The 14,198-nt window shown below is 50.4% G+C and carries 12 protein-coding genes; all 12 read right to left on the bottom strand.

Translation table 11 applies throughout. The features are described from left to right. Positions 1–119: 119 nt before the first annotated feature. Positions 120–674 carry a GntR family transcriptional regulator gene (locus tag A1830_RS15675; protein ID WP_082804195.1) on the bottom strand — a complete coding sequence of 185 codons (555 nt, stop codon included), beginning with the start codon at positions 672–674 and terminating at the stop codon, positions 120–122. A 65-nt stretch (positions 675–739) separates the two neighbouring features. Continuing rightward, positions 740–2,089, bottom strand: coding sequence for an ATP-binding protein (locus tag A1830_RS15670; protein WP_067708236.1), 1,350 nt, complete (start codon positions 2,087–2,089; stop codon positions 740–742). Further along, positions 2,086–2,766, bottom strand: coding sequence for a response regulator transcription factor (locus A1830_RS15665; RefSeq protein ID WP_067708232.1), 681 nt, complete (start codon positions 2,764–2,766; stop codon positions 2,086–2,088). Before A1830_RS15665 ends, A1830_RS15670 begins: the two co-directional genes overlap by 4 nt. A gap of 255 nt (positions 2,767–3,021) precedes the next feature. After that, positions 3,022–4,134, bottom strand: a complete 1,113-nt coding sequence (locus A1830_RS23010; RefSeq protein WP_067708229.1) for a filamentous hemagglutinin N-terminal domain-containing protein — start codon at positions 4,132–4,134, stop codon at positions 3,022–3,024. Between the two features lie 153 nt (positions 4,135–4,287). After that, positions 4,288–5,346, bottom strand: a complete 1,059-nt coding sequence (locus A1830_RS15655; RefSeq protein WP_067708225.1) for a filamentous hemagglutinin N-terminal domain-containing protein — start codon at positions 5,344–5,346, stop codon at positions 4,288–4,290. 378 nt (positions 5,347–5,724) lie between these two features. Then, a complete protein-coding gene (locus A1830_RS15650) occupies positions 5,725–7,392 on the bottom strand; it encodes a ShlB/FhaC/HecB family hemolysin secretion/activation protein (RefSeq protein WP_067708221.1) in 1,668 nt (555 codons plus the stop codon). A 60-nt stretch (positions 7,393–7,452) separates the two neighbouring features. After that, positions 7,453–8,550, bottom strand: coding sequence for a filamentous hemagglutinin N-terminal domain-containing protein (locus A1830_RS15645; protein ID WP_067708217.1), 1,098 nt, complete (start codon positions 8,548–8,550; stop codon positions 7,453–7,455). 278 nt (positions 8,551–8,828) lie between these two features. Next, positions 8,829–9,716: a cysteine synthase CysM gene (gene cysM / locus A1830_RS15640; protein WP_067708214.1), complete on the bottom strand. Its 888-nt coding sequence runs from the start codon at positions 9,714–9,716 to the stop codon at positions 8,829–8,831. A gap of 76 nt (positions 9,717–9,792) precedes the next feature. Next, entirely contained in the window at positions 9,793–10,881 is a 1,089-nt protein-coding gene (cysA, locus tag A1830_RS15635) for a sulfate/thiosulfate ABC transporter ATP-binding protein CysA (protein ID WP_067708209.1), read from the bottom strand. Next, entirely contained in the window at positions 10,871–11,746 is an 876-nt protein-coding gene (gene cysW, locus A1830_RS15630; protein ID WP_067708205.1) for a sulfate/thiosulfate ABC transporter permease CysW, read from the bottom strand. Before cysW ends, cysA begins: the two co-directional genes overlap by 11 nt. Continuing rightward, positions 11,746–12,579: a sulfate/thiosulfate ABC transporter permease CysT gene (cysT, locus tag A1830_RS15625; protein WP_067708201.1), complete on the bottom strand. Its 834-nt coding sequence runs from the start codon at positions 12,577–12,579 to the stop codon at positions 11,746–11,748. Before cysT ends, cysW begins: the two co-directional genes overlap by 1 nt. After that, complete coding sequence (locus A1830_RS15620; protein WP_067708198.1) at positions 12,579–13,595, bottom strand: sulfate ABC transporter substrate-binding protein; 1,017 nt, start codon at positions 13,593–13,595, stop codon at positions 12,579–12,581. The genes cysT and A1830_RS15620 overlap by 1 nt, the downstream gene beginning before the upstream one ends. Between the last annotated feature and the right edge of the window lie 603 nt (positions 13,596–14,198).

Raw genomic sequence — 14,198 nt, 5'->3', positions numbered from 1 at the left:
TCTTTCACGGTACGTCCAGCTTCGACAGACTTCAGGACAGCAATAATCTGGTGTTCGGTGAATCGTGCTTTACGCATAGCGATCTCCTTCATTAGCAGAGAAAGTATGCCGGAAGATCTCTAAATGTGAATGGGCCGTTTTAGCGGGATACTTACAGCATCATGCCGGAGGTAGAGCGACACGATAAGCGAACTGCGTGCCATCAGATTGGCCAAAATTTCGCGCAGCACCTGGTTGTCGCTAATCTCCGCCAGCAACAGATGGAATTCGCTCAGCTGCCGGATAATATCCTGACGATCGTTACGCTTGATAACCTCACGCTCTTTCAGATGCTGCTGTTCAAGTTTGTCACTCCAGGCGCTTATCTTATCTGGCGTGATGGAGCTGATAATGGCTCTTTCAATTGCGCGTCGCGCAATGAAAATTTCCTGCGCTTCCCTCGCCTCAGGCTGCGCGACGCGCGCGCCGCGGTTAGGCTCAATAGTCACAATATGCTGAAGCATCATCCGCTGTAGCGCCGACTGAACGTGATTACGGTTAGCGTCCAGCGCCTCAACAATTTGTGTCTCTATCAGCCGGGTTCCCGGCTTGAGCCTCTGCTGGGCAATGGCCAGGGACAATGCCTCAACGATACGTTGAACTTCCTGCTGCTTACTGGGAGCGGCTTTACTCATCCCTACCTCATTTGAAGTGATGTGCAAACGTTTGGCTCTCGCGATGATACCACCGTACCGAGAGGCTACACTACCCAGTGTGGCAGTTTGATAGTCAGTTCCAGACCGCCATTTCTGCCGTTAACCGCACTTACCTCCCCCTGATGAGCCAGCACCACCTTGCGTACAATGGAAAGACCCAGCCCGTACCCCTTGCCGGAGAGGGGCGTATTGACCCGCACAAAAGGATCAAAAATGCTGGAGAGTTTGTCGGCATCGACACCTGGCCCCTGATCGGTAACGTTCACCGACAGCCAGCCGTTTTCCTGCCGCAGAGTCACACTAACCTGCTGCCCCTGAAGAGAAAAACGCAGCGCGTTGCGGATCACATTCTCCAGCGCTGAGCGGATCAGTTTGGCATCGCCCTTAACGGTGTAGTCAGCGCTCCTGTCAGCGAAGAGCAAAATGTCTACGCCGGGTATCTGCGCCTCATAGCGCGCATCGTTAGCCACCGCCTCTAAAAGCCCGTACAGATCAAAGTACTGCTCATCCGGCAGGCTTTCATGTTCGGCTCTGGAAAGCGTCAGCAGTTCGCCAATCATTTTGTCCAGACGCCGCGCTTCCTCATCAATCCTGTCCAGCGACTGCCCGACTGATTCCGGCGTCTGCCGGGCCAGTCCGGTAGCCAGCTGCAGCCGCGCCAGAGGTGAACGAAGCTCGTGGGAAACATCGTGCAGCAGCTCCTCACGCGCTCTGACCAGCACGGACAACCGTTCAACCATGGAATCGAAATCCTGCGCCACGGCCGATAGTTCATCGTGACGGCGGCGCATGGCCGGAAACAGGCGTACCGAAAGATCGCCCTTGGATACCCGATCAAAACCTTTGCGCAGTTGACGCATGGGACGGGTCAGGTTCCAGGCCAAAAAAAGACTGAATAACAGGCCGCCAAAGCCCGCCATAAACAGCAGCGGCTCCGGAACGTTAAGGAAATGCCTGGGCGGGCCGCCCATATTGCTGTCATTTCGCAGCCCTTCCACGTCATAGCGCAGCTGATACTGTCGGCCATCTGCCCCGCTTACCCACTCGATGACCTCTTTCGGAAACTCACCGTTTAGGACATCACGATTAAGATCGCTGCGCGGCCTCTCCTGAGGAGGTTTATCCATCATCTGGATCGAAAAGAACCGCCGATCGCTGGCTGGCCAGTCCGCCATCATATCGTTGAGCGCTTCTATACCACCACGCTGAAGCACGGATACGGCAGAGGTCATTTGCAGGTTTACGATGCGCCTGGCGGTCAGGTTTTCTGGCGGCTCATGATGCTTGCCGTATAGTGAAAAACTCAGCCATAGCAGCTGGCTCATCAGCAGAAACGTCAGCCAGAACCCCAGCAGGATCTTCCAGAAAAGCAGCCCGCGAAATCCAGCCGTCATCGTATGCGATAGCCTATGCTGCGGACGGTCTCGATGGTTACCGTATCCTGGGTCAGGGCCGCGAGCTTCTGGCGAATATTGCTGATATGCACATCCACGCTGCGATCGTAGGCTTCACGAGGACGGCCAAGCCCTTTTTCGGACAGCTCATCCTTAGATACCACGCGATCCGGCGCGCGAATAAGCAAATCCAGCAGGTTAAATTCCGAAGCGGTCAGATCGAACGGCTGTTTCTTCCACTCGCTGATACGCGTGGCAGGATTAAGGGTCAGGTCACTCCAGACCGCCATCTCTTTGCTCTCGACAATGACTGGCTGCTCGTCAACCCGGCGCAGCACGGCGCGCAGCCTGGCAACCAGTTCGCGCGGGTAGCAGGGTTTAGGCACATAGTCGTCTGCCCCCATCTCCAGCCCGATCACGCGATCGATATTGTCGCCTTTCGCCGTCAGCATAATCACTGGCAGACGGCAGTTCTGTCGAACCTGACGCAGCACGTCGATACCGCTCATATCCGGCAGCATAATGTCGAGGATCATCGCGCTGTATTCACCCGACATCGCCCCTTCAATTCCGGCCTTGCCGTTTAACACCAGTGATGCATCAAATCCTTCTGTAATCAGATACTGACTGAGCATCGTGCCCAGTTCGAGATCGTCGTCAACCAGTAAAATTTTCATGCGCACTCTCTTATAGATTCAGCCGCTATTTTCACCTGTTATCGGAACAATAGCAGCTTGTTTTACCCAATCCTTACATGTTAACTCAAGGTATGAAAGAGGTGATGTTCTTTGTAAGTTAACAGACAGATTAGCTCACAATACAACCCGCCCTCTAAGCAAAAAAACTGCCCACATAAATGCGGGCAGGAGGTAAAAAAAGAAATGATCACGTTAGAAGTAACCAGGCCTGTAAGGCCGGTCACGGGGACGCTGTTATTTCAACATGCTAATGCGGCCAGTCGATCCTATCTGTGCATAAAGCCCACCAACATCTGCTTTACCGCTATTTGTGTAGCTATCCGCACGGATCAGGGTAGTGGAAGTAGAAGAAATCGTTCCCCCGGCAGCATTTTCTACAGACTTTGCCTCAAGTAAATTATCGTGTGCGCGCATTTTTCCACGATTAATAATGCCTTCAGCAGATGCAATCATCATTGACGCATCTGATGACAACTTACCAGCCTTCTCGTTGGTGATTCGTCCGCTGGCATCAAGGGAAAGCGTGCCTTTGGTGGCAATTCCCCCGGCATTACGCACTCCAACACCTTTTTCCGAACCTACCATGCTGATGCGATCTGCATACATGCTACCCAGCGTAGAAACGTCCAGGGCATAAGAGGGACGAGCGGCACTGGTGGAGACGCTATTATAGATGGCATCACTCCGCCCTTTCTTCCTTGCTACGTTCATTTCCCCGGTCAGGATTGCAAGATCCTTTGCCTGAATCTCGCCATTCACTTTCACTGCACGAGCGATGATATCGGTGTAATCTGTCTTACCAGACTTCAGGCCGCCTTTATCAATAATGACGTTCCCCTCTGTAATCTGGAAATAGATATCACTACTACCAAAAATACTGGTATTAAAGGCATCAGGAATGGTTTTACCGGCCACCAGAGAAAGGCGGTTGGTATTGATTGAACCACAGCCGTTACAATTAATGCCTGCCGGATTAGCGATAATCAAATCAGCCTTTTTACCCGCGACTTCCATCAGACCATTAAGCTGGCTGGGTGCGCCTGACTTAGCGCTCACTTCAGCAATGATTACGCTTGCCGGGCCGTTTGTGAAAATATTATTCAGCAGGTTATTATTGGCAGATATTTTACCCGCAAGCTGGCTGTTGGTATCTGACATGCTGTTGTTGAACACGATGCCTTCCTGACCGACATTAAACTCAGAATAAATATTATGTGATATACCTTTAACTGGGGCATTAATATCAATAACGGGCACCGCCCCTACTGAAAATGCGGCACAACCTAAGCTCAGCGCAATAAGTAACGACGCTTTTTTTAGCCTCATTGAATTATTCATATATTTCATAAGATAAAATCCTTTTAATATTATAGCGTAATAGTGCACTCGAAAATATGAGTGCACTTTTTTAATCACGCAGACTTTAGTAAGGCGAGCATTTATTTAGGTGGTAAATTAATGACTCACATTATATACCTACAGGCCAACACAACGTGTTTTCTATTTAATAAACTTTATGCCAGATGGGGAAAAATGTATGGCATTTTCTCCTGCAAAAACAACACCCTTATTGCTAAAGATTTTTGAGGCCACCAAAACATTTTTATCCGCTGAGATGATCCCATTTTTCATGTTTTTCACAGATGTCGCCTCTAAATTCTGGTTAGTGGCGCTCATCTCACCCTGATTGATTATTGTATCTCGCACAGAGACAGACAGGAGATCCCCTGAATTCATTTTCGCTGACTGATTATTAGTAAAGTTCCCTTTAGCATTGAGTGACAGCAGGTCATTAGCGTTTATTATCCCCGAATTGCGAACGCCAACGCCAGCTTCATTACCTTCCAGAATAATACGATCTGCATACATACCGCCTAACGCGGTTACATCCAGTGCATACCCAGGCTTCCCGAGATAGCTACTGGAATTTTTAAACACAAAGTCTTTTTCACCCCGATGACGAGAAACCTCGATCTTTCCCGTAAGAAGAGAAAGATTTTTAGCCTGAATTTTACCATTGACTTTCACTGCCCTGGCAATGATATCGGTAAAATCAGTCTGGCCAGAATGCATGCCATCCTTATCGATCGTAACCTGTCCTTTATCAATATTAAAGTAAGTGGTGCCCGAATCAGATCGATTAATTACAACGTTACCGGCAACAAGAGAGAACCGACTGGTGTTAATTGAACCACATCCATTACAATTAATACCTGCTGGGTTAGCAATAATTAGCTCGGCCGGGTTACCTGCAACTTCTATCATGCCGTTCAGCTGACTCGCTTTGGATGACTTTGATTGTACTTCAGCGATAATGATACTGGCAGCTTTATCCAGGTTGCTATTGCCGTTAATTTTTCCTGCAAGCTGGGTATTTACCGCCTCCAGACTGTTATTAAATACCACCCCCTCTTTTCCAACATTAAATTCCGAATAAACGTTATGTGATATTCCGTTTTGAATAGGGTTATTTATATTATTAATGGGTGCTGCATTAGCATAAAACATGGTATTACTTAACACTATCACCACAGATACTAACAATTTATTTAATTTCATATGAAATATCCTTTTTCGTTAAAAACAATTACCTGCATTGCAAGCTAATTATTCAAAATCACTCTATATCTTCAGGAGCCCCATGCTCCTCCATATCACTGCGAGTCATCCCGTTCCAGGTTATTGCGTACTGTGAACGTGCCAGGCACAATGCAGATACGGCGTGACTCCATTCCTGTCGCCCCGACTCACGCATCACTGCGATCAACGTCCCGCTTAGCTACATGGCTCCAACAGTTGCACTCTAAGGAAAGGGTAATTCCCCCAGTAGGAAGATTATGCAGTATTATAATAAAATTAAAATAGCAATAATTAGAATGACAGAAAAATCAAAAAACACCCTGAAAAATAAACTCCTGTAATAATCATAATAAATTACTAATATTGCCAGTTAACGGAAAAGCCAAGGTTTACAGAGTCTGTTTGAAACTGATCGGGCTTATATAGTGGCGCGCCCAAAAAGAGGTTATATCCCGTATTCCACTTCCAGCCGTTAATTCCAACCACGCCGCCCATCAGCTGCCTGCCAGACAGTAATTCGCTTCCTCTGCCCATAACCCGCCCATAATCCACGCCGAGGTAGAGTTGAAAACCGTAAGCGGGGTAATTGAAATTAAGCGTGTTACCCCATAAATAACCCTGGCTTGCATTAAGATTGAATTCACCATCAAAACCCCTGACGGCCCAGCGATTCCCTAAGACAAATTTTTCCTGAGGGGTTAGCCTGTCAGGTGAAATCTGCAAAAGGTAATTGGTTTGATAGCTCATATTCTGCTGAGCGAGGGTAAAAGGAACGGTCAGACCCGTCGTTAGCGTCGCTATCCTCGCCTGAGGACTGTAACCGTTGGAACGTCTTGCTGCTTCTGGCTGAGCATTAAACCAGTCCAGATTACGTTGGAGAGAGACCGCTCCATCCAGGTCGCCCCATTCCAGATAGCGCTGATGTTTAAGAGTGCTTTTTAATGCTGAGCTATTGCGCTGCTGTAGGGATAACTCCGTCGTTTCGATATAATTTCTCGATCTTTTTTTCTGTAACTCGACGCCAAGGGTCGTTTTTGAATTCCCGCTACGGGCAATAACCCGCTTCGCGCCCACGCTTAAGCTATTACTCTGGCCATGAAAGCTAAAGGTGGCATAATTGCCGGAGATTCTTTGCTCAAACCTTGATTTAGCGCCAAAGATATCGAACGTCCAGTAGCCAAAGGGAGCTGAGTAGTAGAAATATTGGTTACTTGACCCTCTGGCGTCCCTCTTGAAGAGGTTCCCCCCGGCTGAAACCATCAGGTTATCGTTAATACCGCCAGGATTATCAAGATAGAATGTTCCTCCTGACTGATAACGCCCCGTATACCGGCTTCCTGAATCATCCATCCACAGTCCCACCCGCCATAGTCGTGATCCAGCGTGTTTGACGTTGATATCACTTCCGCCTTCACTTCCCCCTGGGGTAAGTCGGATCCGGGCCTGTGCACCAGAAACACGCTGCATATTCTCCAGACCCTGTTCAAGATCGCGGAGATTAAGGAGGCTTCCTTTCTTCATGGGAAAGGTCGTAAAGAGATTGATATAGCGATCGTCTGCCTGCGTCAGCTGGATACTATCAACCACACCGGGAATGAGAGTAAAACGCAACGTGCCATCGTTGACATCCTGCTCGGGAATTTTAATGCGCGTCGTAATATATCCATAACTGATTAGCCTGTTTTGTAATGCTGTGGAAATAGCCGTTGCCCCCTTGATGCCGATGCAACGTCCTTTTCCCTGGTTAGCAAACTGTTTCAGGTAAAGCCGATAGGGAAACTTATCAACATTCTCTACTGTTATTTTCTTTATCACTACGCACGGCGATTCCTCCGGGAAATCGATGGTTATAGGGTCTTTAATCTTATCGTCGCTGCGGACATTTTTCCCGGCCTGAGCGCTGCTCTCTTCTCTAACTTTATCCTGTACACTCTGATTAATTTCACGCTGTTCAAGCGTAGAGGAAAAAGCAGACGATAATGCAGTCATGGTTAACGTTAGTGCAACAAATTGAGCGGCATTCAAGGCTAAATTCCTTTTTGATTGAAACCCCTGAACCTTCCTGTTCAGGGGTGATGACTATTTTCAGTCGATGAAGTTAATTCCGTCGGGGCTGAAGTGTGCAGCAAGCCCGTTGGCAGCGATTTTACCGTTGTTTTCGAAATCATCCGAAGTCACAAATACGTGATTTTCAGAGGTAATGTTACCACTATTGGCGTTAATAACACTTTTGCCTGCCAGCCTGGCGAAAGAAACGCCACTAATGCTCCCCTGGTTAACGAGGGTATTGTCGTTCATGGTGATTCCGACAAAATCTCCGCTAATTTTTGCTGATTTTTCATTAACAAAGCTACCATTGGCAGTGAGCATAAGATCGCCTTTCGACACCAGCGTTCCGGCATTTCGAACGCCAACGCCCTTATCCGTACCGACCAGGCTGATACGATCGGCGTACATGCTGCCTAATGATGATACATCCAGCGCCAGCTCAGGGCGTTCGCCATCAGAAACTGCACCGTAGTCAAAAAAGTAATCGGCCTGGCCCGGTGCGCGGGCAACGGTAACTTCACCGGTATGCAGATCCAGATTCTTTGCCTGTAATTCGCCATTTACCTTGATCGCGCTGGCGATAATATCAGTAAAATCAGTCTGGCCTGACTTCATCCCCTCATTACCAATTGTCACCTGACCTTTGCCAATGGTGAAGAAGATGGAGCCTGATGACGCGCTGCTGAGGTTATCAACCAGCGTTGAACCTGCAGCCAGAGTCAGACGGCTGGTATTGATCGAGCCACAACCATTACAATCAATACCCGCTGGATTAGCAATAATCAGCTCAGCTTTGTTTCCGGCAACTTCCATCATGCCGTTCAGCTGGCTTGCTTTCCCAGATTGAGAACGCACTTCTGCCAGAATCACCCGGGCTGACTCATTGGAGAAATTACTATTCCCCGCAATCTTACCGGCCAGCTGCGTATCACTCGAATTTTTACTGTTGTTGAATATAACGCCTTCATGGCCGACGTTGAATTCAGAATAAATATTATGTGAGACCCCTGCGGTAGGTGATTTAATATCAATAACAGGAGCCGCATTAGCTGTAAATACGCCACTACTTAACGCCGCTGACACCAACAGAAAAACCGTTGTCGCGCCGATTTTTTTAGTTTTTAAATTTTTCATAATAGTCCTTTCATATAATAGATAATCCATAGTAAAAACTCATGCATCGATTGAACGCCCAATAAAACTTAGATATATTACAGGCGTTACACTATAAGCATGCATGAGCTAATAATATTTACACAATCTACATTAAAAGGAAAGGGTATTTATATGAAATATAATTCAGCCAAATAAATCCAAATAAGTCCTGATGCAGAGTTTTTACCTAAACCATAAATAAAAAAACTAATAGAACAATTATTACACTTCTTATTTATTACATAATCTTATACGCTTTAATAAGAGTGAAAAACACCTGTAGATAAATAACGGTCGCCACGATCGCACACTATTGCTACAACAACACTACCAGGCATGCTTTCCGCCACCTGTAATGCACCGGCGATCGCGCCGCCGGAACTCACCCCGCAGAAAACCCCTTCGTGCCGTGCCAGCTGGCGCATCCGTTTTTCTGCCTCCTGCTGGCTCATATTAATGATGCTGTCCACCAGCTCGGGGCGAAAGATGCCCGGCTGATAATCACCCGACCACCGGCGAATACCTGGAATGCTGCTGCCCTCAGCGGGCTGAAGCCCAATAATCCGCACCTCGCGACTCTGCTCTTTCAGAAAAGCCCCTACGCCGGTAATCGTACCAGTCGTTCCCATGCTACTGACGAAATGGGTCAGTCGCCCCTGCGTCTGCCGCCAGATTTCCGGCCCGGTGGTGGTGTAATGCGCTAGCGGATTATCCGGGTTATTAAACTGATCGAGCAGTTTACCCTCGCCTCTTGCCGCCATATCTGTCGCCAAATCGCGAGCGCCTTCCATACCCATTTCGCGGCTGACCAGGATCAGCTCTGCGCCGTAAGCGCGCATTGCCGCCTGGCGCTCCAGACTCATATTTTCCGGCATCAGCAGGCGAAGCACATAGCCTTTCATGGCGGCAATCATCGCCAGCGCAATACCGGTATTGCCGCTGGTCGCTTCAATAAGCACATCGCCCGGCTTAATTTCACCCCGCCTTTCAGCCTGCTGGATCATCGAAAGTGCGGCACGATCCTTCACCGAACCTGCAGGGTTATTCCCTTCCAGCTTTAGCCAGATTTCACTGCCGTTGTCGGGCGTCAGCCGCTGAAGTTTAATCAGCGGCGTATTACCGATGGTATTTTCCAGGGTGGTCACAGAGTTATTCCCGAATCAGGCAGAAAAGTAGCAAAAAAAAGGTCAGGCAAGCCTGACCCGGTTCCAGATGAAAATATCAGGCGCTTTGCGCAAAGGCAACCTGTCGCAGCGGTGTATCGCCTTTATATAACCGAGCCTGCTGCAGGCCAACAAAGAGGCGCTCGCCGCGAACCGGCGCAGCCTGGGAACCTTCGACTACCAGCGTTACAGGCTCCTGTCCCCAGCCGGATGGCTGTGCCACTACCTGCCAGAAATGACCACGCGGACTGACCTCCAGGATGTGCACTGGCAGTGGCGTTTCAAGACTGCTCTGCTGGCTGACGTCTATCTCCCAGGGGCGCAGGAACAGTTCCACGGCCCCCTGATGTGCCGATGCATAACCCAGTGGCCAGTGATGTGCGCCTACCTGGAATTGGGCGCCATGGACCTCGCCATCGAAGCGGTTTATCTCTCCGAGAAACTCCAGCACGAAGCGTGTTGCCGGATCGCGCCAGACATCGTCTGGGGTGCCAACCTGCTCAATATTGCCCTGGCTCATCACCACCACCCGGTCGGCAACTTCCATCGCCTCCTCCTGGTCATGGGTGACAAACACGCTGGTAAATTTGAGCTCCTCATGCAGCTGCCGCAGCCAGCGACGCAGCTCTTTACGCACCTGCGCATCCAGTGCACCAAAGGGTTCATCCAGCAGAAGTATCTGTGGCTCGACCGCAAGCGCACGCGCCAGCGCGACCCGCTGCTTTTGGCCACCCGAAAGCTGCGCAGGAAAGCGGGAAGCAAGATGTCCCAGCTGCACCATCTCCAACAGTCGGGTCACCTTCTCTTTAATCACCGCAGACGATGGCCGCTCACGACGTGGCAGTACCGTCAGACCGAAGGCGATATTATCGAACACCGTCATATGGCGGAATAACGCATAGTGCTGAAAAACGAAGCCGACCTGACGATCGCGCGCGTGCAGATGGCTCACATCCTTGCCATGAAAGCTGAGGCGCCCACTATTCTGATTTTCCAGACCGGCAATAATGCGCAGCAGCGTGGTTTTTCCTGAGCCGGAAGGCCCCAGTAGTGCCACCATCTGGCCGGAAGGGATATCCAGCGAAATATCGTTCAGCACCCGGGTGCGACCGAATGATTTGTTAATGCTACTGATTTCAATGCTCATGATTCCCCTCCTGTTCCAGACGCTTATGCTGATGCTCTAACCGCCACTGCACAGCACTTTTGACAAACAGCGTCGCTATTGCCATCAGGGTCAGCAGGCCAGCGGCCGTAAAAGCGCCAACGATGTTGTAATCCTGATGGAGTAATTCAACCTGTAGCGGCAGCGTATAGGTTTCGCCTCGAATGGAGCCTGAAACAACTGAGACTGCGCCAAACTCGCCAATCGCGCGGGCATTGGTTAACACCAGCCCATAGAGCAGCGCCCAGCGAATATTTGGCAGCGTCACCCGGCAGAACATTTTCCAGCCGGACGCCCCCAGCAGTATCGCCGCTTCATCTTCATTACTGCCCTGACTGAGCATGACCGGCACCAGTTCCCGGACCACAAATGGGCAGGTGACAAAAATGGTAACCATCGCCATGCCCGGCCATGAAAACATCAGCTGGATATTATGCGCATCCAGCCAGCCGCCCGCCGGGCCGTTGACGCCCCAGAAGAGCAAATACATCAGGCCTGCCACCACGGGCGACACGGCGAAAGGAATATCAAAAAGCGTCAGCAAGAGCTGGCGGCCAGGGAAGTCAAACCTCGTGACCAGCCACGCCAGCAGCGTTCCGAACACCAGGTTCACCGGTACGGTAATCAGCGCCATCAATATCGTCAGCCAGATCGAATGCAGCATATCGCCGTCTTTAATATTACTTAAGATGGCACCAATGCCGCCGGAGAAAGCACTGACAAAAATAGCAATCAGCGGCACCACCAGCAGTCCAAGTGAGATCAGCATCCCCAGCGCGATAAGAACCCATTTACCCCAGTTAGCACGGCTTCTTCCGATACTGGTAAGTGCGGTTATATCCGCCATTAGTGACCTCCAATACGACGGCCAAATCGGCTCTGTAAGGTATTAATCGCAAACAGCAGCAACAGGGAAGCGGCCAGGATAACTGAAGCAATTGCGCTGGCTGCCGGGTAGTCAAATTCCTGTAACTTGACGAATATCATTAGCGAGGTGACTTCGGTTTTCCACGCAATGTTCCCGGCGATAAAGATCACCGCGCCGAATTCTCCCAGACTGCGGGTAAAAGAGAGAGCGGTCCCCGCCAACAGCGCCGGAGCAACCTCCGGCAGCACCACGCGACGAAAGCTCTGCCACGGCGTAGCCCCTAAGGTTTCCGCGGCCTCTTCATATTCCGGCCCCAGCTCTTCCAGCACGGGTTGTACGGTTCGCACCACAAAGGGAATGCTGGTGAAGGCCATCGCCACGGCAATGCCCAGCCAGGTATACGACACTTTTATATCAAACTGGGCTAACCACTGACCGTACCAGCCATTGACCGAAAACAGCCCCGCCAGGGTCAGACCGGCTACCGCAGTCGGCAATGCAAAGGGAAGATCCATCAGACCATCGAGCAGGGCGCGGCCCGGGAAACGATAGCGCGTCAGGATCCATGCCATCAGCATGCCGAAAAAGGCGTTAAAAATAGAGGCTGCTCCTGCTGAAAGCAGAGTGACTTTATAGGCGGCGATCATTTGTGGGTTGGTCACTACCTGCCAGTACTCATTCAGCGTCATTTTCGAGAGCTGCATTAATAACGCGCTGATCGGTAACAAGAGGATCAGGCAGGTAAAAAACAGGCTGCTGCCCAGGCTCAGTCCGAAGCCGGGCAGCACGCGCTTACTTTTGGAGGCAAACATTACTGATGTCCTGCTGCTAATAATTTATCCAGCTCACCGCCGTTAGCAAACTGGGTTTTCATCACCTGCTGCCAGCCGCCGAAGGCCTCTTCTACCCGAAACAGGTCAACCTGCGGAAAGCGATCTTTCTGCTGCGTCATCAGTTGCGGGTTGTTCACGCGGTAGTAATATTGCGTCATGATTTTTTGCGCAGGTGGGCTATAGAGATAATTCAGGTAAGCTTTCGCCGCCGTTTTAGTGTGGTTAGCGTCGACATTCGCGTCGACCCAGGTTACCGGGAATTCGGCAAGGATGTTGCTTTTCGGCACGATGACTTCGTAATCACCTTGCGGATACTGATTACGAATGTTGTTGACCTCGGATTCGAAGCTTATCAGCACGTCTCCCAGCCCTCGCTCAACGAAGGTCGTGGTCGCCCCTCGCCCACCGGTGTCGAATACCTGAACATTTTTAACAAACTGCGTCATAAATGCTTCCGTTTTTTCTTTATTCCTGCCATCCGCTTTATCGGCAGCTCCCCAGGCGGCGAGCCAGGTGTAGCGCCCGTTACCTGAGGTTTTTGGATTAGGGAAAATCAATTTAACGTCGTTTCTGACCAAATCACGCCAGTCATGGATGTTTTTTGGATTCCCTTTGCGAACCAGAAAGGCCATGGTCGAATAAAAGGGTGAGCTGTTATTGGGCAGGCGCTGCTGCCAGTTTGCCGGGATAAGGTTGCCGCGATCGTGCAGGATTTGAACGTCGGTTATCTGGTTGTAAGTGACCACATCCGCCTTAAGGCCCTGCAGAATGGCAAGCGCCTGTTTGGAGGAACCCGCATGAGACTGTCTGATGGTGAGTTTGTCGTTGCTGTGCTGCGCGTTCCACTGTTGTTCAAAAGGCGCATTCAGGGCGACAAAGAGCTCACGTGATACGTCATATGAGCTGTTTAGCAGTTCGGTAGCCTGGGCTGAACTGGCCAGCAGCATCAAGAGAGCGAAACCGCCTGTGCTTTTTTTGTGGTTCGCTAACGTCATTATCCACCCTGGTCATTCCAACTGGCCGTACGCCTTTGCAGAGCGATCAGTGTATTTATAACCAGACGAAAAGCAGTAACGGTTTTATATACCGTTTGGTGATTTACAAGTTTAAAACGCTATAAGGGTGTGGAATTATTTATGCAGGCGGCAGAAAAGGAGTTCGCTCAGGTGACAGGGGGATGTTGGGGCCTTAAAGTCAAAACCCGCTCTGGTGACACGGCTATGTTGGGGCCTTAAAGTCAAAACCCGCTCTGGTGACACGGCTATGTTGCGGATCAGAACGCCGGGACGCCGTAAACCCATCCCTGGGGGCTTCACTGCCGCATCCCTGCGGCAGAGACCCGGCTTATCTGCTCCGCAACACCGCCTTCTGACTGCGGAGTAGCCTGTCAGTGCTCTGGCAGTGGTTAAGGTCAAAACATGATCCGGTCACGGCGGCCTTGCCTGTCGAAAATTTTGCAGGCCGGGGCCGGACGACATGAAGAGGTTTTTAACAGCGACAACACAGCCCGAGGCCAGGCGGGGACCGTTGGCTGAGCGGACCGTCGAGCGCAGGGATGCGCGAGTCGAGCCCACACGGACGTGCTTGCGGCGGGTCCG

This window comes from Erwinia sp. ErVv1, from assembly GCF_900068895.1.
In the GTDB taxonomy this organism is placed as follows: Bacteria; Pseudomonadota; Gammaproteobacteria; order Enterobacterales; family Enterobacteriaceae; genus Erwinia.
This window is presented reverse-complemented; position numbering and strand designations above follow the sequence as displayed.